Origin of the sequence: Micromonospora sp. NPDC050276 (genome assembly GCF_044459545.1) — a bacterium.
GTDB lineage: Bacteria > Actinomycetota > Actinomycetes > Mycobacteriales > Micromonosporaceae > Micromonospora.
Genome location: NZ_JBITJA010000002.1, coordinates 330120 through 353228, shown reverse-complemented (window position 1 = coordinate 353228; position 23109 = coordinate 330120). Strand labels below are relative to the sequence as shown.

Annotated in this window: 21 protein-coding genes and 1 pseudogene; 11 read left to right on the top strand and 11 right to left on the bottom strand. The window is 71.8% G+C overall.

What is annotated here, in order from left to right; all coding sequences use genetic code 11:
• Nucleotides 1-202: 202 nt before the first annotated feature.
• A pseudogene (locus tag ACIBF8_RS04790) lies at nt 203-1452 on the top strand (DUF222 domain-containing protein).
• Between the two features lie 401 nt (nt 1453-1853).
• Entirely contained in the window at nt 1854-3128 is a 1275-nt protein-coding gene (locus ACIBF8_RS04785; RefSeq protein WP_396781022.1) for an MFS transporter, read from the top strand.
• On the opposite strand, the gene ACIBF8_RS04780 is transcribed toward ACIBF8_RS04785, so the two are convergent.
• The 5 genes from ACIBF8_RS04780 to ACIBF8_RS04760 form a co-directional block, all read right to left on the bottom strand.
• Complete coding sequence (locus ACIBF8_RS04780) at nt 3104-3361, bottom strand: UBP-type zinc finger domain-containing protein (RefSeq protein WP_396781021.1); 258 nt, start codon at nt 3359-3361, stop codon at nt 3104-3106. The genes ACIBF8_RS04785 and ACIBF8_RS04780 overlap by 25 nt on opposite strands.
• A complete protein-coding gene (locus tag ACIBF8_RS04775; protein ID WP_396781020.1) occupies nt 3358-4929 on the bottom strand; it encodes a Na+/H+ antiporter in 1572 nt (523 codons plus the stop codon). Before ACIBF8_RS04775 ends, ACIBF8_RS04780 begins: the two co-directional genes overlap by 4 nt.
• Before the next feature lie 37 nt (nt 4930-4966).
• Nucleotides 4967-5932: a TIGR03885 family FMN-dependent LLM class oxidoreductase gene (locus tag ACIBF8_RS04770; protein WP_396781019.1), complete on the bottom strand. Its 966-nt coding sequence runs from the start codon at nt 5930-5932 to the stop codon at nt 4967-4969.
• 69 nt (nt 5933-6001) lie between these two features.
• On the bottom strand, nt 6002-7417 hold the full coding sequence (locus ACIBF8_RS04765) for an NADP-dependent succinic semialdehyde dehydrogenase (protein ID WP_396781018.1): 1416 nt from the start codon (nt 7415-7417) through the stop codon (nt 6002-6004).
• A gap of 12 nt (nt 7418-7429) precedes the next feature.
• Entirely contained in the window at nt 7430-7693 is a 264-nt protein-coding gene (locus ACIBF8_RS04760) for a DUF6343 family protein (protein ID WP_396781017.1), read from the bottom strand.
• Between the two features lie 121 nt (nt 7694-7814).
• Here ACIBF8_RS04760 and ACIBF8_RS04755 point away from each other — a divergent pair, with 121 nt between their 5' ends.
• Nucleotides 7815-8408 (top strand): antibiotic biosynthesis monooxygenase, encoded by a 594-nt coding sequence (locus ACIBF8_RS04755; RefSeq protein WP_396781016.1) that lies wholly within the window; start codon nt 7815-7817, stop codon nt 8406-8408.
• Nucleotides 8409-8528: 120 nt separating this feature from the next.
• Nucleotides 8529-9380, top strand: coding sequence for a GDSL-type esterase/lipase family protein (locus ACIBF8_RS04750; protein ID WP_396781015.1), 852 nt, complete (start codon nt 8529-8531; stop codon nt 9378-9380).
• Between the two features lie 54 nt (nt 9381-9434).
• On the opposite strand, the gene ACIBF8_RS04745 is transcribed toward ACIBF8_RS04750, so the two are convergent.
• The 3 genes from ACIBF8_RS04745 to ACIBF8_RS04735 form a co-directional block, all read right to left on the bottom strand.
• Nucleotides 9435-10190 carry an EcsC family protein gene (locus ACIBF8_RS04745; RefSeq protein WP_396781014.1) on the bottom strand — a complete coding sequence of 252 codons (756 nt, stop codon included), beginning with the start codon at nt 10188-10190 and terminating at the stop codon, nt 9435-9437.
• A gap of 49 nt (nt 10191-10239) precedes the next feature.
• Nucleotides 10240-10386: a hypothetical protein gene (locus ACIBF8_RS04740; RefSeq protein ID WP_167457721.1), complete on the bottom strand. Its 147-nt coding sequence runs from the start codon at nt 10384-10386 to the stop codon at nt 10240-10242.
• Nucleotides 10387-10492: 106 nt separating this feature from the next.
• A complete protein-coding gene (locus ACIBF8_RS04735) occupies nt 10493-11344 on the bottom strand; it encodes a peptidase M23 (protein WP_396781013.1) in 852 nt (283 codons plus the stop codon).
• A gap of 420 nt (nt 11345-11764) precedes the next feature.
• Between ACIBF8_RS04735 and ACIBF8_RS04730 the strand changes: the two genes are divergently transcribed.
• The 4 genes from ACIBF8_RS04730 to ACIBF8_RS04715 all read left to right on the top strand — a co-directional run bounded on the left by ACIBF8_RS04730 (nt 11765) and on the right by ACIBF8_RS04715 (nt 14882).
• A complete protein-coding gene (locus ACIBF8_RS04730) occupies nt 11765-12685 on the top strand; it encodes a proteasome assembly chaperone family protein (protein WP_396781012.1) in 921 nt (306 codons plus the stop codon).
• 37 nt (nt 12686-12722) lie between these two features.
• Nucleotides 12723-13520 carry an exodeoxyribonuclease III gene (locus ACIBF8_RS04725; protein ID WP_396781011.1) on the top strand — a complete coding sequence of 266 codons (798 nt, stop codon included), beginning with the start codon at nt 12723-12725 and terminating at the stop codon, nt 13518-13520.
• Nucleotides 13521-13537: 17 nt separating this feature from the next.
• Nucleotides 13538-13855: an antibiotic biosynthesis monooxygenase family protein gene (locus ACIBF8_RS04720; protein WP_396781010.1), complete on the top strand. Its 318-nt coding sequence runs from the start codon at nt 13538-13540 to the stop codon at nt 13853-13855.
• Between the two features lie 151 nt (nt 13856-14006).
• A complete protein-coding gene (locus ACIBF8_RS04715; protein WP_396781009.1) occupies nt 14007-14882 on the top strand; it encodes an alpha/beta fold hydrolase in 876 nt (291 codons plus the stop codon).
• 157 nt (nt 14883-15039) lie between these two features.
• On the opposite strand, the gene ACIBF8_RS04710 is transcribed toward ACIBF8_RS04715, so the two are convergent.
• Nucleotides 15040-15705, bottom strand: a complete 666-nt coding sequence (locus ACIBF8_RS04710) for a class F sortase (RefSeq protein WP_396781249.1) — start codon at nt 15703-15705, stop codon at nt 15040-15042.
• A gap of 244 nt (nt 15706-15949) precedes the next feature.
• The gene (locus ACIBF8_RS04705; RefSeq protein ID WP_396781248.1) at nt 15950-16621 is read right to left on the bottom strand and encodes a hypothetical protein; all 672 of its coding nucleotides are present in this window, start codon (nt 16619-16621) and stop codon (nt 15950-15952) included.
• 130 nt (nt 16622-16751) lie between these two features.
• Between ACIBF8_RS04705 and trmB the strand changes: the two genes are divergently transcribed.
• From trmB to ACIBF8_RS04690, 3 genes are all read left to right on the top strand, one after another.
• Nucleotides 16752-17459, top strand: coding sequence for a tRNA (guanosine(46)-N7)-methyltransferase TrmB (gene trmB / locus ACIBF8_RS04700; RefSeq protein ID WP_396781008.1), 708 nt, complete (start codon nt 16752-16754; stop codon nt 17457-17459).
• 112 nt (nt 17460-17571) lie between these two features.
• A complete protein-coding gene (locus tag ACIBF8_RS04695; RefSeq protein ID WP_396781007.1) occupies nt 17572-20085 on the top strand; it encodes a DEAD/DEAH box helicase in 2514 nt (837 codons plus the stop codon).
• 155 nt (nt 20086-20240) lie between these two features.
• Nucleotides 20241-20885: a hypothetical protein gene (locus tag ACIBF8_RS04690; RefSeq protein ID WP_396781006.1), complete on the top strand. Its 645-nt coding sequence runs from the start codon at nt 20241-20243 to the stop codon at nt 20883-20885.
• A 105-nt stretch (nt 20886-20990) separates the two neighbouring features.
• Here the strand turns inward: ACIBF8_RS04690 and ACIBF8_RS04685 are convergent, their stop codons facing one another.
• Nucleotides 20991-23108, bottom strand: coding sequence for an acyltransferase family protein (locus ACIBF8_RS04685; RefSeq protein ID WP_396781005.1), 2118 nt, complete (start codon nt 23106-23108; stop codon nt 20991-20993).
• Between the last annotated feature and the right edge of the window lies 1 nt (nt 23109).

Sequence of the window (23109 nt, the reverse complement as noted above, 5' to 3'; positions counted from 1 at the left end):
CCGGTTGCCGACCGCTGGCCAGCCGATGGTCGACCCGCCGGCCAACCACTGGGGCCGGCGGATCGACCGTCACCGAGTCGAACAGCACCTACGAGCTGCGCGGGAATGCCTGGACAGCGCAGCCGGCCGGACCTTTCGAAGTGCCGCGCAGCACGCTGAGATCGGCGACGAAAGTGTCGCACACCTGTTCTATTCTCGGTCCATGTTGGAAGGGCTGGCGCAGGCGGAGGCTGCGGTCGTCGACTGCCTCGACGCGCCGACCTGGGCTCTTCCGGAGCACGACCTCGTCGCGGCAATCGATGCCGCGCACCGGCTCGAGCAACGCCTGGCGGCCGTGCGACTCGCCCTGGTGCGCGAGCTGGACGGCCGTGGCACGGCCAGGACGCAGGGCGCGTCGTCGACGGCGGCGTGGCTGCGGGACCGGTTACGGCTGAGCGTCTCCGCTGCTCGCCGGCTGGTCGAGCTGGCCGCGACGCTCGACACCGCCCCGGCCAGCGTGCGGGACGCGTTGGCAAGCGGAGCGGTCGACCTGGAGCAAGTGCGGGTCATCGCCGACACGGTCCAGACCGTGCACACCGCCGCCGACGCGCAAGCCGCCGACAAGGCCGTCGGCGTCCTCGTCGACTGGGCTGCCCAGTTCGACGCCACCCAGCTCCGCAAACTCGGCACCCGCATCCTCGACCACGTTGCCCCGGAGGTCGCCGACGCCGCGGCCGAGGCGGCGTTGCGAGCGCAGGAGTCCCGCGCCGCCCAAGACCGGCACGTCACCATCAGCGAGCAACCCGACGGCCGGCTGCGGCTCTCCGGCATCCTGGACACCGAAGCCGCCGCCGTGCTGCGCGCCGCTATCGACCCGCTCACCACGCCGACCGGTCCCGACGACAACCGCACGCCAGGGCAACGCCGCCACGACGCCGTCGCCGACGTGTTCCGGCTCGCTCTACGCACCGGTGAGTTACCCGAGAACGGCGGCGACCCCGCCCAGGTCGTCGTCACCACCGGCTACGACGGGTTGACACGACAGTTGGGCAGCGGCGCGCTCGACACCGGCCTACACCTCACGCCCGAGGCCGTGCGCCGCCTCGCCTGCGACGCCGCCATCCTGCCCGCTGTCCTCGACAGCGCTGTCAACCACTCGACGTGGGCAGACAACGCCGCCTCATCACCGGCCCGCTCCGCCGCGCCCTGGTGCTACGCGACCAGGTCTGCGCCTTCCCCGGCTGCGACCGCCCACCGCGCTGGTGCGACGCCCACCACATCCGGCACTGGGCCGACGGCGGCACCACCAGCCTGGCAAACGCCGTCCTACTCTGTGGCCACCACCATCGGCACATCCACCACGGCGATTGGACCGTCCACCTGGGCGGAGACGGCCACCCGGAATTCATCCCACCGGCCTGGCTCGATCCCGACCGGCTCCCGCGTCGCAATCAGTACCACCGGCGAACGTGACCACAACTCCCGCACCAGCCATGACCGCACCAACGGCGCCCCTCGTCACCGGCGCAAGAGCCGGAGAGCCGACTCACCGAGCCGCCCGACCTCGCCACATCACCGCACCGCACCGCCCCGCCCCGCCCCGCCACACCACCGCGCCACACCACCACGCCACACCACCACGCCACACCACCCCGCCACACCACCCCGCCACACCACCGCGCCACACCACCGCGCCACACCACCGCGCCACACCACCGCGCCACACCACCGCGCCACACCACCCCGCCACACCCCGCCACACCACCGCGCCACACCACCGCGCCGACTTTGAAGAACACGTCGGCGGCCGGCTGTGATGGGTGCCCCACCGCGCGGGGCCGCGCCGGCGCAGGCGTCGGTCATAGGGTCGGTGAATGGGCACCCGGGCGGGGTTTCGCGACCGCTGGCGGTCACTGTCACCGCTACCGCCGCCCGGTCGGCTACGCACCCTGTCGCTGGCCACCCTCGCCAACACGGTCGGCACCGGGCTGTGGGTGACCGGCGCGGCGCTCTACCTCACCCGCGTCGTCGGGCTGAGCCCGACCGAGGTGGGCCTCGGGCTGAGCCTCGCCGGCCTGGTCGGGCTCACCGCCAGCGTGCCGCTCGGCGGACTCGCCGACCGCCGCGATCCACGGACCCTCCGGGCGGTCCTCCAGGTGGCGCAGGCGGTCGTTGCCGCCGCGTACCTGCTGGTGGGTTCGTTTCCGGTCTTCCTGCTGGTGGCCACACTGGACGCGTTGCTGGTCTCCGGCAATCTGGCGGTCCGCGCCGCGCTGGTCGCCGCGGTCGGCGGTCCGGAGGGTCGGGTGCACGCCTTCGCCACTCTGCGCGCGGTGGCCAACCTGGGCGTGGCGCTGGGTGCGGCGTTGGCCGGGTTCGCGCTGGTGGCGGACACCGGGTGGGCGTACCGGCTGCTGGTGCTCGGCAACGTCGCCACCTATCTGGTCTCGGCGGCGCTGGTCATGCGACTCCCGGCGTACCCGCCGGCCCGGCGACCACTGCGGCAGCGAGCCGGCCGGGCGCTGCGCGACGGGCCCTTCCTCGCGGTCGTCGGAGCCTCGGCGGTGCTCTCCCTACACGGGGTGGCGCTGACGCTGATCCTGCCGCTGTGGGTGGTGACCCGCACCGACGCGCCGCCGGTGACGGTCTCCGCCACGCTGCTGGTCAACACGCTGCTCACCGTGCTGTTGGCCGTACACCTGAATCGGGGTGCCCGGCACGCGTTGCCGGCGGCGACGACGATGCGCCGCGCCGGGCTGGTGCTCGCGGCCGGGATGCTGCTGTGGGCCCTGACCGGCGCCGTCGCGACCACGCTGGCGATCGTCCTGCTGTTGGGCGCCACCGTGATCTACACCCTCGGCGACCTGTGGCACGCGGGGGCCGGGGCGGCACTGGCCTACGACCTCGCCGCCCCGGATGCCCTCGGCGCCTACCAGGGGGTCGACACACTGCTCGCCGGGCTGGCCCGCGCGGCGGGCCCGGCATTGCTGACCTGGCTGATCCTCGACGGCGGCCCGCTCGGCTGGCTGGCCCTGGCCGCGCTACTCGCCGGCACCGGTCTGGCCGTGCCGCCGCTCACCCGGCGCGCCCTGAAGAACCGCGCCGAACCCGCCCCGGCCAGCTGTCAGCCGATCTCCTCGTCGACGTAGCACCAGCGCCAGGCCTCGCCCGGCTGCGCCGAGCGGATCACCGGGTGGCCGGTGGACGCGAAGTGCTTGCTCGCGTGCTGGTTCGGCGAGGAGTCACAGCAGCCGACCTGCCCGCAGCTCAGGCAGGTGCGCAGGTGCACCCAGTAGGTGTCGCCGATGGCCACGCAGTCCGCGCACTCGTCGGGGGTGCGCGGCTCGGCGGTACCGGCCTCGGTCAGATGCTGGCAGCTCACTTCTCCACCTCCCGCAGCAACGACTCCTCCAGGTCCAGGTCACGATAGGCCCGCACCAGCACCTCCTCAGGGATCCGACCGGAGTCCCGGGCAGCCCGGAACACGTCCCGCTCGGCGTCGATCATCTCTTGTCGCAGCCGACCGTACGCCTGCGACGGGGTTTCCCGCTCGTCGCCGCCGAGCCGTTCCCACGCCATGTTGGTGCGGTCCTCCACGGCACGGCGCAGCCGGTCCACCACCGCCTCCGGGGCGCTGTCGGCCAGCTCGTCGAGACGCTCCTGGGCGGCCCGACTTGCCTGCTGCTGCACACCGGCCGCGGACAACGCGTCCTGCACCGGGTCGTCCTGCGGCAGCCGCAGCCGCCGGGCGACCAACGGCAGCGTGGCGCCCTGACCGACCAGGGTGAAAACGATCACGGCGAAGGCCAGCCAGATCAACAACGCCCTGGGGTACGGCTCGTCGCCGGCCAGGGTCAGCGGCAGGGCCAGCGCGGCGGCGAGGGTCACCACACCGCGCATGCCGGCCCAGCCGATGATGATCGGGAACTTCGGTGACGGCCGGGCGTCACGGCGGCGGACCCGGGGGACCAACCGGGCCAGGTAGGTGGCCGGAAAGAGCCAGACGAACCGGGTCAGGAAGACGGTGGCGAGCACCGCGAAGGTGATCAGGATGAGTGAGCCGATCGGCTCGTCGAGATCGCGCAGGACCTCCCGCAGTTGGAGCCCGACCAGCAGGAAGACCAGACCCTCCAGCAGGAAACGGACCAGCCGCCAGAACGCGCCGACCTGCAACCGGGACGCCGCCGACAGCAGCTGGGGCAGCTTGTGCCCGAGCACCAGACCGGTGACGACCACCGCGACCACAGCGGAGGCGTGCAGGTGCTCGGCGGTGAACACCACCGCGAACGGGATGATCAACGACAGCGCGTTGTCCAGCAGCGGGTCGGTGATCCGCCGGTGCAGGAAGCCGAACACCACTGCCCCGAGCGCCCCGATCAGGATGCCGCCGCCGGTGGACCGCAGCACTTCGACGGCGATCTCGGCCGTGCCGACGGCCGAGCCGATGGTGGCCAACGTCGCGACCCGCAGCAGCACCAGCGCTGTCGCGTCGTTGACCAGGCTCTCGCCCTCCAGGATGGTGACGACCCGGCGGGGCAGGCCGACCCGGCGGGCGACGGCCGTGGCGGCCACCGCGTCCGGCGGGGCGACCACCGCCCCGAGGGCCAGGCAGATCGCGAACGGCAGCTGCGGCAACAGCAGGTGCAACACCAACCCGACCACGAACGCGGTGAACAGCACCAGACCGACCGCGAGCAACAGGATCGGCCGGATGTTGTTCTTGAACGCCGGCACCGAGGTCTCCAGCGCGGCCACGTAGAGCAGCGGCGGCAGGATGCCGACCAGCACCAACTCCGGGTCGAGTTCCACCTGCGGGAAGCCCGGCACGAACGACAGCGCCAGACCGAACACGACCAGCACGATCGGCGCGAGCAGGCCGAGTCGGCGGGCCAACGCGGCGCCCAGGGTGGCGATCGCCAGGAAAACGACGACCGGAAACAGGCTTTCCATGGGGTACGAGCCTAGGGGTACGCCGATCCGGCCTCGATCAGCCGCCGGGGCGCAACTTCGGCAGCACCTCCGCGCCGAACGCGTCGATGAAGCCGCGCTGCTCCTGCCCGACGTGGTGCAGGGCGATCTGGTCGAAGCCGAGCTGCGCGTACCCCTCCAGCCAGCCGACGTGCCGGCCCAGGTCGGACGACACGTTCACCACCTCGGCGACCCGCTGCGCCGGCACGTCGGCCGAGACCACGTCGAAGTGCTCGACCGTCTCCAGGTCCCAGCAGACCGGCGGGGCGAAGACGTTGCTGCGCCACTGGTCGTACGCGATCGCCTCGGCCTGGGCCTGCTCCGGCGCCCAGGAGACGTGCACCTGCAGGTGCAGCGGGCCGCGCCCGCCCGCGTCCCGGTACGCGTCGATCATCTCGCGCAGGTGCGCCACCGGGGCGTTCACGGTGATCAACCCGTCCGCCCACTCGGCGCACCAGCGGGCGGTGGCCACGCTGACGGCGGCGCCGACCAGCGCGGGCGGCTGCTCGGGGCGGGTCCACAGCCGGGCGCGATCCACCCGGACCAGGCCGTCGTGGCTGACCTCCTCGCCGGCCAGCAGCGCCCGGATCACGTCCACGCACTCGCGCAGCCGGGCGGCGCGGACGTCCTTGCGCGGCCACGGGTCGCCGGTGATGTGCTCGTTGCTGGCCTCGCCGGTGCCCAGCGCCGCCCAGAACCGGCCCGGATACATCGCGCCGAGGGTGCCGATCGCCTGCGCGATGATCGCCGGGTGGTAGCGCTGACCGGGTGCGTTGACCACGCCGAACGGCAGGCCGGTGGCCTGCAACGCCGAGCCCAACCAGGACCAGGCGAAGCCGGACTCGCCCTGCCGGGCGCTCCACGGGGAGAAGTGGTCGGAGCACATGGCGGCGTCGAAGCCGGCCCGCTCGGCGTGCATCACCGCCTCCAGGAGGGCGCGCGGACCGATCTGCTCATGCGAGGCGTGGAACCCGAACGACGTCATGGGCGCACTTCCTACCCACGACGCCGGCAACTGAAGCGCGCCGCCGAATGAAGCGTGCCGCGCCCCGAACTACTCGGCGTGCGCGCCCGCACCGGCCGAGGCGGCGCCCTCGCCCACCCAGACGGTCTTGGTGTTGCAGAACTCCCGCATGCCCAACGCGGACAGCTCCCGCCCGTAACCGGAGTTCTTCACACCCCCGAACGGCAGCTCCGGGTAGGACGTGGTCATCCCGTTGATGAAGACGTTGCCCGCGTCCAGGTCGGTGGCGAAGCGCTCCTGCTCGGCCGGGTCCCGGGTCCAGGCGTTCGAGCCGAGCCCGAAGCTGGTGCCGTTGGCGACCTCGATGGCCTCCTCGTACGACGACACCCGGAACAGGCCGGCGACCGGGCCGAAGACCTCCTCGGACCACATCCGCATCTGCGGGGTGAGGTCGGTGACCACGGTCGGCGGGTAGAACCAGCCGTCGCCGGTCGGCGGCTCGCCGCCGCAGAGCACGGTCGCGCCGTTGTCCACCGCGTCGCGGACCTGGGCGTGCACCTCGTCGCGGCCACGCTCACTGGCCAACGGCCCGACGTCGGTGTTCGGGTCCATCGGGTCGCCGACGCGCAGCGCGGCCATCTTGGCGGCGAACGTCGAGGCGAAGGCGTCGAACACGTCGGTGTGCACGATGAACCGCTTCGCGGCGATGCAGGACTGGCCGTTGTTCTGGCAACGGGCGGTGGTGGCCACCTCGGCGGCCCGGTCCACGTCGGCCGAGGGCATCACCACGAAGGGGTCGCTGCCACCGAGTTCGAGGACGGTCTTCTTCAGTTCCCGGCCGGCGATCTGGGCGATGGACCGACCGGCTGGCTCGCTGCCGGTGAGCGTGGCGGCGCGCACCCGGGGGTCGCTGAGGATCCGGTCCACGGCGTCCGAGCCGACCAGCACGGTGGTGAAGGCTCCCTCGGGGAAACCGGCCCGCCGGAACACGTCCTCCAGCAGCAGCGCGGTCTGCGGCACGTTCGAGGCGTGCTTGAGCAGGCCGGTGTTGCCGGCCATCAGCGCCGGGGCGGCGAAACGCATCACCTGCCAGAGCGGGAAGTTCCACGGCATCACCGCGAGCACCACGCCGATCGGCTGGTAGCGGATGAACGCCCGGGTCGCCTTCACGGCGGCGGCGTCGGCCGGCTCGTCGGCGAGGAACGCCGGCGTCTTGTCGGCGTAGAAGCGGGCGGCCGTGGCGCACTTGGTCACCTCGGCCTGCGCCGCGACGTACGTCTTGCCCATCTCCGTGGTCATGATCCGGGCGATCTCGTCGCGCTCGGCGTCGAGCAGGTCGGCGGCGGCGTTCATCCACCCGGCACGCTGGTCGACGGTCGTCGCCCGCAACTGCTGGAACGCGAGGTCGGTGCGCTCGATGGCACCGTCGAGCTGCTCGGTGGACATCGCCTCATAGGTCTTGAGCACCTGTCCGGTGGCGGGGTTGGTGGTGGCGATGTGGGGCATCTCGTCCTCCTGTCACTCGAACAACGAGTGGCGTACGCCCGGCTCCTCGCGGCGGCGGGCGGCGCGGCGGCGCTGGATGATGACCAGGTCGACCACGGCGACCACCGCGAAGATCGCACAGACCACGCCGAGCCAGGCGATGCCGGCCCAGAACGCCAACACCGCGAAGACCACCATGATCACCAGCCCGAAGCCGGCGAGGGTGAGCCGGAGGTTCAGCGCGCTGTACGCGTGGCCGACCGTGCCACGGGCACGCCGGGGCTGCGATCTCGTCATACCCCCGACCTACCCCCGATCGGCCGGGTTAACCGGCCGCTGCCCGCTTCCACACCGGGTGCGTCGGTGTGCTCGCGCACATCCGTTCGCGCCGCGGCCCCGCCGACCGCAGGATGGGCGCATGTCAATGACCCTCGCCGTGCCGGTGACCGTCTCCATCGCCCGCCGCGTCGACCCCGGCCGGGCCAGCGAGATGGTGGCCTGGATGCGGGCCGGCACCGCGCTGGCCGAGGCGTTCCCCGGGTTCCTGGGCGCCGGCTGGGTGCAGAGCGGCCCCGGGTCGCCGGAGTGGCACATGCTGTACCGCTTCGCCGACGCCGAGACGCTGCGCCAGTGGGAGGAGTCGCCCCAGCGACACTGGTGGCTCAGTTCGGCGCAGGGCATCGTCGAGCACACCCGCATCGAGCGGCGGACCGGGATCGAGGGCTGGTTCGACAGGCCGCTGGAGCACTCGGTGGACCCGGTGGAGCCGGCCGGGCCCGCGTCGCCGCCCAGGTGGAAGCAGGCGGTGACCATCTGGCTGGCGTTCTTCCCGCTGAGCCTGACCGCCACCCTGCTGACCAGTCACTTCCTCGACGCGGTGCCGCTGGCGGCCCGGGTGCTGCTGATGACGCTGTGCCTGACCCCGCTGATGACCTATCTGGTGCTGCCCCGGATCACCCGGGCGTTGCACTGGTGGCTGCACGGCCAGCCGGCGCCCTGGCGGGGCCTATAGCACTCTGAGGGCGCTGGCGTCGGCGCTCTGCCACATACCCGACAGCAACTTCCCGGCAAACCAGGTCCTGCGCATAGAGTTACCGCGCTGTCGCTCTGTGCTGCGGAAACGGGAGACGTCATGCCTCGACGCTGGGTCGCCGCCCTGGCCTGTCTCGCGGCGCTGGTCGCGCTGGCCTGTGAGGGCGGCAACTCCGCGACACCCCGCCCCACCACCAGCGCCCCGCCATCGAGCGGGCCCGGCGGCATCGCCGCGCTCGGCGACTCGATCAGCACCGGCTTCGCCTCCTGCCTGGTGCTCACCTCCTGCGAACGCAACTCCTGGTCGACCGGGGACGGGCTGCGGGTGCAGAGCCACTACCGGCGGCTGCTCGAGCAGAATTCGGCGATCCGCGACCGCAGGTACAACCACGCCCGTCCCGGCGCCCGCGCGGACGCTCTCGCTGGTCAGGCCCAGGCGGCGGTACGCGATCGCCCCGACTACGTCACGGTGCTGATCGGCGCCAACGACGTCTGCCGGGGCGGGGTGGACGCGATGACGCCAGTGGCGCAGTTCCGGGCCGATGTCGACCGAGGGCTGCAGGTCCTGCGGACCGGCCGGCCGAAGGCCCGGGTGCTGGTGGTGAGCATTCCCGACCTGTACCGGCTCTGGGAGGTCGGGCACGACGACGCTCGGGCGACCCGGGCGTGGCGGCGGGGCATCTGCCCGGCCCTGCTGGCCGAGGCCACCTCGGACGCGCCGGCCGACCGGGCGCGCCGGGCCGCCGTCCGGGACCGGATCGACGCGTACAACGCCGAGTTGAAGGCCGCCTGCCGGGCGTACGGGTCACGGTGCCGGCACGACGGCGGCGCGTTGCACAAGGTCCGGTTCACCCTGGACCTGCTCAACCCGCTGGACTGGTTCCACCCCAACGCCACCGGCCAGGGCCGCATCGCCGAGGTGACCTGGCGCTCCTCCGGCCTGGCCAGCTGAGTTGCTGGGCGGGCCGGACCAGGACCCACTAGTGTGCGGACCCCGGACCGGTCGTCATGGCTGGCGTGGCTCTGGGACGGTGCTGCCGCGGGAACGGTAGAGGGCCCGGGACCGCTGGGCGAGATCCTTTGTGGCTGACGAGTTGGCCCAGGTGCCGAGCACGATGGCGGCACCGGGGACGATCTTGGCGACCATCCGCTTGGCGGCGCGGACGCCCGCCATCTGGGCCAGCCGGATGCCGAGTTGCAGCATGACCCGACCGAGCGGACGCTGGCCGCCGAGGCCGAAGAGCGCGTCGGCGCGTTCCCGGCCGGCGGCCACGCCGAGCGCCAGCCGGGCGCTCTCGGCGACCTTGTGCACCCGCTGGAGCACCAGCAGGTCGGTGGCTCGATCGTGGTGCAGGGGATCGACGTCGTACGCGGCGGCGATGTGCAGCACCATCCGCGCCTGGGTCCAGGCCAGCACGCCCACGTCGATCACCGCGCCGGGCAGCCCGGCCGCGCCGGAGACCGCGCCGGAGAGCCGGGCCAGATTGACGAACTTACGGGCCGCCTGGTCGGCCAGCACATCGGCGGAAACCCCGGGCTGCTCGGCCCGGGCGCGGCTGACCCACTGCGCGGCTTCGGGCCCGAGGCGGCGCACCGCCTCCAGGGCAAGGTGCTCCGGGGCGTACTGCGGGTCGTCCCGCATCCGGTCCCAAAGCCGGGCCGGCGGACCCTCGGGGGCGTCCACCGGCCCGGCCGGCAGGTCGACGGACGGCTCAGGAGTAGGGACGGCGGGCTGGCCGCCGGTGGGCGGGGTGTCGGTCACCAGGTCTCCCCAGGGGTGGGAACGGTGGACAGGGCGGCCGATGCGGCGATCAGCGTCGGCGGTTGGACAGCCGCGCCGCCAACCCCTTCAGCTTCTGCTGGTTGCCCGGCTTGGCCATCTCTCGACGACCTCGCTCGACCAACTGCTGCCCCTTCGGCGATCTCAGGAACGTGGTGATCCGCTGCATCAGTGACATGGCGTCCTCCTGTCGTTGATCCCGTAGTCATGTGTACCCCGAACCCGCAACACATGTACCCGGGATGCGACAGCCTCAACCCTGACCGTCCATTGTGGTCGGTAGGTTACCGCCCCGCCGGCACGATGGCGTCGACGACCCGGGTGGCCCGCCACTCGTGCTGCTGGTAGTGCTCGGGGTACGCGGAGACCTGCACCGCCTGAGCGGCATCGGTGAGCCGCATCTGCTGCCAGCCGGGCACCTGCTCCAGCGCGGTGAGGAACTGCCGGGTGGCGAACTCGGGGTCCATCAGTCGTCCCACCGGACCCCAGCCGCTGCTGGAACGCTGCTGGAACAACCCGACCGAGTCATGGTCCCAACCGACGCCCTGGTGCGGATAGTCCTGCGACTCGGGCAGCACGCCGCTGGCCACGTTGTAGAGGTTGCTCTCCTGCATGGCGGTGGCCACCGCGATCACCAGGCCCCGGCGCGGCACCCCCATCTTGCGGCCGGTGCGGACGATAACCTCGGCGTTCTCCATCTGGTCCTCGTCCAGTCCGGCGACGGGGGCCGGATCGGTCGGACGGGTCGGGGCGACCTTGCGGGCCGGCGCCGTGGTGTCCGGGTCGGCGGGGCTCGCCGTGGGGGCGGCGGACGTGCTCGGGGCAGCCGTGCGGTCGAGGGCACGGGAGGCCCGCTGCTGCTCGGCGCGCTGCGCCAGCTCGGAGTTGGAGAGCGATCCACTCCGGGTCGCCGCGTCGGCGCCCTCGTTGCGCACCTGGGCGACGGCGGCCAGACCGAGGCAGCACACCACACCGGTGGCTAGCGCGACCTGCGCCCGGCGTCGACCGGTCAGGTCCCGGGCGTACGCCCGGAGCCGGCTCGCGGCGGTTGTCCGTTCGGTTGAGGTGCCATCCTCCGTTTCGGCAGTGGGGCTGCTCGGGGCGTACGGGTCGTCGAGGGTGCCGTCGTCACGCATCAGCCGAGGCTAGGCAGATGAAAACCCCGATCACGCACAGTGATCACGTGGTCCTCGCCACAGATCGGACCCCATCTGGTGGACGACCCGGGCCGGTCGACCCGCCCGGGGAACGCACCTCGCGTACCGGATGAAGCCGGCGGCGCACGCGGACCGGGATGATCGACCACAGGGTCGGACATTCGACAGCCGAGACTGACATGATCGACAAACTCGGCCTTTGGTCCGAATCGCCCATGGGCCGATCGGCCAAGCGGACCGACCTGGCGGCGTAAACAGACGATTAGTCCGGTCACGCCCACCACCCGGCCAACGGATCGCCCGGCGCAGGAATGCACCAGGATGGCGGGTACGTTGCCCGAACGGGTGCCCTCCGTCGCGACGGCGCCCCGCAGGCACATTTCAGGGAGGTCCGCACCGGTGCTCGACCCACACGAGCTCTACCAGCTCACCGACGATCTGCCCGACCTCGGGCAGCCGGTCCTGATCCAGGCCCTCACCGGGTTCGTGGACGCCGGAAACGCCAGCCGGCTGGCGCGTGAGCAGCTGCTCACCTCGCTGGAGGGTCGGCCGATCGCCACCTTCGACGTCGACCAGCTCTTCGACTACCGATCGCGACGACCGGTGATGACCTTCGTCGAGGACCACTGGGAGAGCGTCGACTCGCCCAAGCTGGAGCTGCACCTGCTGCACGACGACGACGAGACCCCGTTCCTGCTGCTCACCGGCCCCGAACCGGACCTACAGTGGGAGCGTTTCGTGGCCGCCGTCGCCGGGCTCGCCGCCCGACTGGACGTCCGGCTCACCGTGGGGCTCAACTCGATCCCGATGGCGGTCCCGCACACCCGCCCGACCGGGGTCACCGCGCACGCCACCCGCCCCGAGCTGATCGGCGGCTACGAGCCCTGGCTGCAACGTGTCCAGGTGCCCGGCAGCGTCGGTCATCTGCTGGAGTTCCGCCTCGGCGAGCAGGGTCGCGACGCGCTGGGCTTCGCCGCCCACGTGCCGCACTACGTGGCGCAGACCGAATACCCGGCCGCCGCCGAGGTGCTGCTCACCTCGGTGTCGCGCAGCACCGGGCTGCTGCTGCCCGGCGACGGGCTGCGCTCGGCCGCCGAGATGGTCCGGGTCGAGATCGACCGGCAGGTCGCGCAGACCGAGGACGCCGCGGCCCTGGTCCAGGCCCTGGAGGAGCAGTACGACGCGTTCGCCCGAGGTCGGGGCGAGAAGAGCCTGCTCGCCCCGGACGCCGGCCCGCTGCCCACGGCCGACGAACTCGGCGCGGAACTGGAACGGTTCCTCGCCGAACAGACCCGTCCCGGCGACACCCCGGGCAGCTGACCCGGCGTCGCGGGGGCGGATACGGCAGGCTGGGGGCATGCGCCTGGCGACCTGGAACGTCAACTCGGTGAAGGCCCGGCTACCCCGGCTGCTGCAGTGGCTGGCCGACACCGGGCCGGACGTCGTCTGCCTGCAGGAGACCAAGTGCCCGGACGGCGCGTTCCCGGCCACCGAGGTGGGCGAGTTGGGCTACACCGTGGCCAGCCACAGCGACGGCCGGTGGAACGGGGTGGCCATCCTGTCCCGGGTCGGGCTGGACGACGTCCGGGTCGGGTTCACCGACGAGCCCGGTTTTCCCGAGCCGGAGGCCCGGGCCATCTCCGCCACCTGCGCCGGGGTGCGGGTCTGGTCGGTGTACGTGCCCAACGGCCGCACACCCGACGACCCGCACTACGCGTACAAGTTGGCCTGGTTCGCGGCGCTGCGCGACGCGCTGGAGACCGAGCTGGTCGGCGGGCTGCCGCTGGCGGTCTGCGGTGACTTCAACGTCGCCCCGACCGACGCCGACGTCTGGGACCCGGTGCTCTTCACCCACTCCACGCACGTCACCCCGGCCGAGCGGGCGGCCCTCGCGGCGCTGCGCGACCTGGGCCTCAGCGACGTGGTCCCCACCCCGATGAAGGGCCCGCACCCCTTCACCTACTGGGACTACCGGGCCGGCATGTTCCACCAGAACAAGGGCATGAGAATCGACCTGGTGTACGCGTCCGCACCGTTCGCCCGGGCGGTCCGCGCCGCGTACGTGGACCGCGAGGCCCGCAAGGGCAAAGGCCCCTCCGACCACGCCCCGATCGTGGTCGACGCGGACCTGGTCCCGGCGGTCGAGGCGTTCTGAGTGGCTAGGGTGGGCAGATGGCAGTCGTGAAGATCAACGCAATCGAGGTCCCGCCCGGTGGCGGCGCGGAGTTGGAGAAGCGGTTCGCCGCGCGGGCCGGCACGGTGGAGAACTCCCCCGGTTTCCTCGGCTTCGAGCTGCTCCGCCCGGTTGGCGGCGAGACCCGCTACTTCGTCTATACGAGGTGGGAGAGCGAGGAGGCCTACCAGGCCTGGGCTGCCGGCCCGTCGCGCGCCGCCCACGCCAGCGCCCCCGGCGAGAAGCCACGACCCCCGGTCTCCACCGGTGCCAGCCTGCTCGAGTTCGAGGTGGCGCTGCACGTCCCCCAGCCGTAGGGCCGGCACCGCCGGCAATCGGGCCAGGGCGGAGGGTTTCCGTTGATAGCGTCGAAGCGGCCCGAGCGGTAGCCGGGGCACCAGTACGCCCCCGCCCGCCGACGCCGGCCGCTCGCGGCGGCCGGTCCCAGGAAGGCGCGGGGGTTCCGGCATGTTCGACGGGTTCGAGGAATTCGATATCGACACGCCCGGCGCGACGATCCACGGACGCCGAGGCGGAAGCGGTCCACCCGTTCTGCTGCTGCACGGCATCCCCGAGACGCATCTCATGTGGCACCGGGTCGCGCCCCGGCTCGCCGAGAACTTCACCGTCGTCGCCACCGACCTGCGCGGCTGGGGCGAGAGTGGGAAACCGCCGAGCACCGCGGATCACGAGCCGTACGGCATGCGGGCCATCGCCCGCGACCAGATCACGGTGATGCGGAGTCTGGGCCACGAGCGGTTCGGACTCGTTGGCCACGATCGTGGGGCCCGCTGCGCGTACCGTCTCGCGTTGGACGAACCGGACGCCGTCACCCGGCTGGCGGTGATGGACGTGGTGCCCATCGGCGACGTCTACAACCGCGCCGACCGGACGTTCAGCCTCTCCTACTGGGTCTGGTCGTTCCTGGCCGCACCGGCACCGGTGCCTGAGCAGTTCATCAAGGCGGCGCCGGCGGTGCTCGTCGACTTCATGCTCGACACCTGGCCCGAGGTGAAGGATGCCTTCCCCGCCGAGGTACGGGCGGCGTACGTCAAGCAGTTCAGCGACCCGGCCACGGCGCACGCGATCTGCGAGGAGTTCCGGGCCGCCGCGACCCTGGATTACCAGCAGGACGAGGCCGATCGAGGACGTCGGAAGATCGCCTGCCCGGTGCTGTTCCTGTGGAGCCAACACGGCCAGGTCGCGAAGCTCTACGACGACCCGCTGGCGATCTGGCGGGAGTGGGCCGACGATGTTCGTGGCGAGCCCGTGCCGGTGGGGCACTTCATTCCGGAAGAGGCACCCGAGCAGACCGCGCGCCGACTCCTCGACTTCCTGAGCTGACACCGGGCCGACCTGCGAGCCCTGAGGCCGCGCAACCGCCCTCCAAGCCACCCACCCAGCGCTTGATCGACTCGGGTTCTTTGATGTCGGGGTGTCTGGGCGACTCGGTCACCCCGACTTCCGTGAAGGCGAGTGGATCGAGCGCCTCAGCGCGCGGTTACTGCTTGCGGGAGGACTGGAGGGTGGCGAAGGCGATGACGTTGTCGGCGTAGCCGGTACGGCCGCCGATGAACTGCCCGCCGCAGGTGATCAACCGCAGCCCCGGCGGCCCGTCGTGGCCGTAGATCCGCTCGGCGGGCAACTGGTCCTTCGGAAAGTGCTCGACGGTGTCGACCCGGAACACCACCACCGACTCATCCGCCCGGGCCACCTCGATCAGGTCGCCGGGATGCAGCTTGCCCAGGTCATAGAAGACCGACGGGCCGCTCTTCGTGTCCACATGTCCGACGATCACCGCCGGCCCGGGCTCACCGGGCGTGGGCCCCCGGTCGTACCAGCCGGTCTCGTTGTGCCGTTCCAACGGCGGTACGGCGATCGAGCCGTCCCGTGCCTGCCCGACGGGCGCCACCGGCGCGGTCACCTTGATCGCCGGCACCGAGAGGCGCACCGGGCGACTGGCCGACAAGCCAACCGACTCACTGCGGGCCGGCCGGTCACCGCCGGTCGGAACCAGATCGAACGGGCCCACCGAGCGGCCCAGCCCCGCCCCGGTGGCGAAGACCCCGGCCAGCACCAGCACCACGGCCAACGGTACCGACCAGGGGCTGCGGCCGGACGGACGACTACGCCGAGGGGCGACGGCGGTCGGCGGACGCGCGGCCACCGACGGGCGCTCCGGATCAGGCGCGCGGTCGGACCCCGGCCAACCGTCGTCCACGGGCGGACGCGCGTCGTCGGGCGGCGAGGCGGGGCGGCCGGCGAACGGTTGTCGAGCACCGTCGGGCGGCGAGGCGGGACGGCCGGCGAACGGTTGTCGAGCACCGTCGGGCGGCGAGGCGGGACGGCCGGCGAACGGCTGGCGGGGACCGGTCGGCGGCGGCGTGGGACGGAAGATCTCCATGGCGGCCTCAGCGACGCGCGGTTCGGGGACGGCGCAGCGCCACCACGGCGAGGATCAGCCCGGTGACGGTCAGTGCCGCGCCGGCGGGCAGCAGCAGCTTGCCGGTCATCCCGCCGGAGCTACCACCGAAGCCGGTCGCCGGACCACGGCTGGGCTGGACGGGGACTTTCTTGACCACCTGGAGCATGGTCGAGGCGGTCTCGCCGTCGCGGCACTCCAGCTTGACCCGGTAGTTGCCGGGGCGGGTGCGCTCGCGGACCATCGGCGCGGCGGTGAGCACCCCGCCCTGCGGCTGCACGCCGACCGCCCCGAAGGCGTCGGAGACCACGGTGGCGCCCACCGAGTTGTCCCGACAACTGGCCCGGATGCCGACCAGATAGCCGGGCTGCACCGTGCTGGGGCTGACCTCGACGAAGATGTCCACCGGCGACGGCGGTTGAGGCGCCCCACCGGGCGGCCCTTCGGGCTGCGGCGCGGGCGCGGCGGCAGCGGGCTGCCGCACGGCAAGCGCGCCAGCGACAGGAGCGCCGAGTACCGCAGCGACAGGCTCGGACACCGCGCGCGCGGGAGAGGCGGCAAGCGAGGGAGCGGCACCGAGCGCCGGAGGCGCAGCGAGCAGAGGGCCGGCGAGCAGGGTCAACACGGAAATGATCACGCCGCCTCGGGTCACTGTCACGATGCCCCCTCTCGACGCCGTGCGGCAGGGTCGGACAGCGGAGCACCCGACCTGCCGTACCAATGGGATCCTCTCATTTCCGGTCGCACATCACATCCGATCCGCCGGCAGCGTCGCGTACGCTCGGGTCGCTGTGACCGCCACCGACCATGACCCCGCCGTCCCGCCCGCGAGCCGGACGATCCGCACGTTCCACCCCCGCCGGGGTCGGATGAGCGACCGGCAGACCGACGCGCTGGGCCGGCTCTGGCCCGCGTACGGCCTGGATGTGCCGGACGGGCCGGTCGTGCCCGTCGACCTGGCCGACCTGTTCGGCCGCCGGGCGCCGGTGGTGCTGGAGATCGGCTCGGGCATGGGCGACACCACCGCTGCGATGGCCGCCGCCGACCCGGATCGAGATTATCTGGCGGTCGAGGTGCACACGCCGGGAATCGCCAACCTGCTCGACCTGGTGGATCGCGGTGGCCTGCGCAACGTGCGGGTGGCGCAGGGCGACGCGTTGTCACTGGTCAACGGCTTGCCCGAGGATGTGCTGGACGCCGTGCACGTCTTCTTCCCGGACCCGTGGCCGAAGTCCCGCCACCACAAGCGGCGGATCATCCAGCCGTCCCACGTGGCGCTGCTGCGTTCCCGGCTGCGGCCCGGCGGCGTGCTGCACTGCGCGACCGACTGGGCCGAGTACGCCGAGGCGATGCGGGAGACCCTGGAGGCGGACCCGGAGCTGGTGGACGCGTACGGCGGTTTCGCGTCGCGTCCGGCGCACCGGCCGGTGACGAAGTTCGAGCGGCGGGCGATCACAGCCGGTCGGCCGGTCGCGGATCTGCTGTACCGCCGCCGGTGACCGGCGAAACACCCGAACTGGAACGCCGCGGGGCGTTCGGGACGCCCGAGCGGGGGTCCGGCGGAGGTCGGGTTGGCGTAGCGGGGCATGATCCAGGCACCATGGACGGGATATGACGCTCACCGCCGCGCTGCCGACAAGCGCCGACCCCGACACCCTCTTCGACGCGTTCGCCGGCTGGGCGAAGGAACGCGGCCTCGACCTCTACCCCCATCAGGAAGAGGCGGTCATCGAGATCGTCTCCGGCGCCAACCTGATCATGAACACGCCGACCGGCTCGGGTAAGAGCCTGGTGGCGATCGCCGCGCACTTCGCGGCCCTCGCCGACAGCCGGACGACCTTCTACACGGCGCCGATCAAGGCGTTGGTGTCGGAGAAGTTCTTCGCGCTCTGCGAGGTCTTCGGCGCCGAGAACGTCGGCATGCTCACCGGTGACGCCAGCGTCAACGCCGACGCCCCGATCATCTGCTGCACGGCGGAGATCCTGGCCAACCTGGCGTTGCGCGAGGGCACGAAGGCCGACGTCGGCCAGGTGATCATGGACGAGTTCCACTTCTACGCCGAGCCCGACCGGGGCTGGGCGTGGCAGGTGCCGATCATCGAGCTGCCGCAGGCCCAGTTCATCCTGATGTCCGCCACCCTGGGGGACACCACCCGCTTCGTCGACGACCTGACCCGGCGCACCGGGCGGCCGACCGCCGTCGTGCGCTCGGCGGAGCGGCCGGTCCCGCTCATCTTCTCGTACGCGATGACGCCGCTGCACGAGACACTTGAGGAGCTGCTGGAGACCAAGCAGGCCCCGGTGTACGTGGTGCACTTCACCCAGGCCGCCGCGCTGGAACGCGCCCAGGCGCTGACCAGCGTCAACGTCTGCACCCGCGCCGAGAAGGACATGATCGCCGAGGCGATCGGCGGTTTCCGGTTCACCGCCGGTTTCGGCAAGACGCTCTCCCGGCTGGTCCGGCACGGCATCGGCGTGCACCACGCCGGCATGCTGCCCAAGTACCGCCGCCTGGTGGAGACCCTCGCCCAGGCTGGCCTGCTCAAGGTCATCTGCGGCACCGACACCCTGGGCGTCGGCATCAACGTGCCGATCCGCACCGTGCTGTTCACCGGCCTGTCCAAGTACGACGGGGTCCGAACCCGGCTGCTGAAGAACCGGGAGTTCCACCAGATCGCCGGGCGGGCGGGTCGGGCCGGCTACGACACCATCGGGCGGGTCGTGGTGCAGGCCCCGGAGCACGTCATCGACAACGAGAAGGCACTCGCCAAGGCCGGCGACGATCCGAAGAAGCGGCGCAAGGTGGTCCGCAAGAAGCCGCCGGAGGGTTCGATCGGCTGGGGCCAGCCCACCTTCGACCGGCTGGTCGACGCCGAGCCCGAGCCGCTGACCTCCAGCTTCCAGGTCAGCCACTCGATGCTGCTCAACGTCATCGGCCGGCCCGGGGACGCGTTCACCGCGATGCGGCACCTGCTCACCGACAACCACGAGGAGCCGGCCGCGCAACGCCGGCACATCCGCCGGGCGATCGCCATCTACCGGGCGCTGCGTGCCGGCGGGGTCGTCGAGGAGCTGCCCGAGCCGGACGAGACCGGCCGGCGGATCCGGCTCACCGTCGACCTCCAGCTCGACTTCGCCCTCAACCAGCCGCTGTCCCCCCTCGCCCTGGCCACCATCGAGCTGCTCGACGCCGAGTCCCCGTCGTACGCCCTCGACGTGTTGAGCGTGATCGAGTCGATCCTCGACGACCCCCGGCAGATCCTCTCCGCGCAGCAGTTCAAGGCGCGCGGCGAGGCGGTCGCCGCGATGAAGGCCGAGGGCATCGAGTACGAGGCGCGCCTCGAACTACTCGAGGAGGTGACCCACCCGAAGCCCCTGGCCGAGCTGCTGGAGGCCGCGTACGAGATGTACCGGCAGGGGCACCCCTGGGTCGCCGACCACCAGCTCTCCCCCAAGGCCGTCGTGCGCGACATGTACGAGCGGGCGATGACCTTCACCGAGTACGTGCAGTTCTACGGACTGACCCGCTCGGAGGGTCTGGTCCTGCGCTACCTGGCCGACGCGTACAAGACGCTGCGGCAGACCGTGCCCGAGGACGCCAAGACCGAGGAGCTGATCGACCTCATCGAGTGGTTGGGCGAACTGGTCCGCCAGGTCGACTCCAGTCTCATCGACGAGTGGGAGCGGCTGCGCAACCCGTCCGACGTGGCCGAGGTGGCCCAGGCGCACGCCGCCCTGACGGATCGGCCACCGGCGGTGACCCGCAACGCGCGGGCGTTCCGGGTGCTGGTGCGCAACGCGCTGTTCCGTCGCGTCGAGCTGGCCGCACTACGCCGCTGGGACCTGCTCGCCGAGTTGGACGCCGAGGACGGCTGGGACTACGACGCGTGGGCCGACGCCCTGGGGCCGTACTTCGAGGCGTACGACTCGATCGGGGTCGGGCCGGACGCCCGCGGTCCGGCGCTGCTCATGATCGAGCAGGGCCGGGAGCGGTGGACCGTACGGCAGATCTTCGACGACCCGGACGGTGACCACGACTGGGGCATCAGCGCCGAGATCGACCTGGCGGCCTCGGACGAGGTCGGCGCCGCGGTCGTGCGGATCACCGACGTCGGCCAGCTCTAGCGACCATCTCGACCAGGGGGTCGCCGGTACGCCGGCGGCCCCCTTTGTCGTGTCTTCCACGCCCCCGTTTTCGCTGGGCGATGTCAGACCCGTCGATTAGAATGTATGTACTAATCGAGTTCCTGACCTGCAGGATTACGATCGGGAGGACGCCCGTGACCGCGCCCGCCTCCACGCCCCTCACCCCCTACGCCACACTGCTCGGTTTCACCCGCTACGTCGACCGCACCGGCCCCACCAAGGCGACCTTCGTGGGCGGGCTGCGCAAGCAGCGCGCCAGCCGGTCCGGCTTCAACCCGCACGGCCAGTTCGTCAAGGCGCTCAAGGCCGACATCGCCTTCCACACCGGCGGCACCCACCTCGCCGGGGTGGCCGACATCGTCAAGCCCCGATGGCGTCCGCTCTACCAGGCGCTCGCCCCCGGCGCCACGACCTGGCTGCACTCCCTCGGCGAGCCGGCCGCCGTCGATCTCGCCCAGACCCGCGACGCCCTGGCCATGCTGGGCGACCTCCCCGTCAAGATCAACCCCCACTTCGGGGTACGCCACGCCGACGGCCGCGCAGAAGCGGTCCGCCTGCACTTCGACGAGGCCCCACCCAGCGAGGAGTCGGTGCTCGCCACGCTGCACCTGATGGCCCGACACATGGACGCGGTGCTGCCCCACGCCGAGCCGGTCCTGGTCGACGTCCGACGTGGTCAGGCCCACCGCATGCCCACCGACGCCAAGCCCGAGCAGATCGAACGATGGCTCTCCGGCGAAGCCGCCGCCTTCCGCGCCATCTGGTCCACCGCCGCCTGAGACACGCCGCCGCCCGAGCACCCTGCCGCCGCTGACCGGTCCGGCTCGGCGCTCGGGCGGCGGCCTGATATTCGAGGTAGCCCGCTACCGAGACCGGGGCGCCCCTCAGCCGAGTACGCGGTCCAGCGCCGTGGCCAGCCGTGGTGCCAGGGTCGCGGCGTAGGTGGCGGTGATGTGGTTGTTGTCGCGGTACACGAGTACCCCGCCAATGACCGGCGAGCACCGCTCACGCGGGCAGATGGCCGGGTTCAGGTCCACCAGGTACACCTTGTTGTTGTCGCGGGCGGCCGCTTCGTGGGCCGGGCCGCCGCCACCCGCGAGGACCTTGTCGCGGGGTGACGCACATCGGGTCAGGTTCTTCGGATTGGCGGACACGCACTCCGCGATGTCCCTGTCGTGGTATGGGGTGTCACGCAGCACGATCACCGGAATCCCGGCGGTCGCCATGGCGGCCCACGTCCGCCGGAGGGCGTCCGCGAAGGCGGCCTGTGCTTGGCTGGTGACCCGCTCACCGTTCTGGATCATCACATAGAAGGACGTGCTCACCACCAGCACGTTCGGACGCTCGGCCCCGGTCACCTGTGCGCGCAGCTTGTCGTTCCACTCCGTGCAACTGGGGTACGGCCGGTTGTCCAAGGCGACTTCGCCGTCGATGAACGGGCAGGAGGACTTCGTGTAGCTCTTGAGGCGCCACTTCTTCGATTCGGCCACCCTCTGCAGCGCCGGAAGCCACTGGGCGGCGTGGGAATCCCCGGCGAGAGCCACGGTGAATGATGCGTTCGGGTCCCCGTACTCGCAGGCCCTGACCGCGCTGCTGCGCTGGTCCGCATGGCATCCGTCCCGCCACGCGTCGGGGCCATCCTTGCTGGCCACCAGCGGATCCGGCACGAACGGTCCGACCCGGTCGACCGGAATCCCCGCGTCGCTGCTGGCCGGCGAGCCACCCAGAACGGAAGCGCCCAGAACGGTGGGCGAGGCAGCCACGGGGACACCGCTACCGCCCGCCGTCGGCACGGCCAGGGTGGGCGGCAACGGCGAGCTCGTTGGTGGGACGGTGAGCTGGAAGGCCAGTCCCGCCAGGAGGGCCACTCCGGTGCAGGTCGCACCGAGTTGCAGTGCCCGCACAGGTTCCCAGGTGAGGGTCGGCGACATCCGGATCGGGTTCTCGATGAACCGGTAGGTGAGGGCGGCGGGCACCACTGAGATCGCCGCAACGGCGAGGCCGGTGGCGGTGCTGAGCTCCCCGAACCGAGCCTCGGCGGCGATGAGGAGCGGCCAGTGCCAGAGGTAGAGGGAGTAGGAAATGGCTCCCACGGCGCGTACCGGCCGCAGCGCCAGCAGCATGGCGGGCCCGACGCGGCCGGCGGCCAATCCTCCGGCGATGACCGCCGCCGTGCCCAGGGTGGGGGCCAACGCCACGTACCCGGGGAAGGCGGAAGCCTCCGACAGGAGCGCGGCGGACGCCACGATCGCGGCGAGGCCGCACCAGCCGAGCGCGGCCGCTACCAGCCGGGGCAGACGCTGCAGATGCCCGGCGAGCAGGGCCAGGAAGCCGCCAAGGGCCAGCTCCCACATCCGGGTGGTGGTCACGAAGTAGGCGCGAGCGGGATTGTCCTCGGTCAGCCAGACGGACCACGCGAAGGACGGCACAGCGACCAAGGTGAGGGCGAAGAGCAGGTACCCGGTGCGGGCGTACCGCCGCCGGCCGAACCATACCGCGGCGGCCAGCAGCAGTGGCCACACCAGGTAGAACTGCTCCTCGACGCCGAGGGACCAGAAATGCTGGAGGATGCTGGGCGCCCGGTTGGCCGCCAGGTAGTCGACGGACTGTTCGGCGAGCCGCCAGTTCATGGCGTACAAACCGCTGAACACCACGTCCCACCCGGTGGCCGACCACCGGGTGCGCGGCAGGAAGGCAAACGTGAGCAGCAGGCTGGCGATGAGAACCACCACCGCGGCCGGCAGGAGCCGCTTGGCGCGCCGGGCGTAGAAGCCGATCAGCGAGAGGCGGCCCGTCCGGTTCACCTCGGCGACAAGCAGTCCGGTGATCAGGTATCCGGAAATGACGAAGAAGACGTCAACACCGACGAAGCCGCCTGGCACCAGTTGCTGGCCGGCATGTCCCGCGAGCACCAGAATCACGGCGAGGGCACGCAGCCCTTCCACGTCACCCCGGAATCCAGCCCGGGGACTGGCTTCCGGTCGCACGGCCGTTTGTGTCATT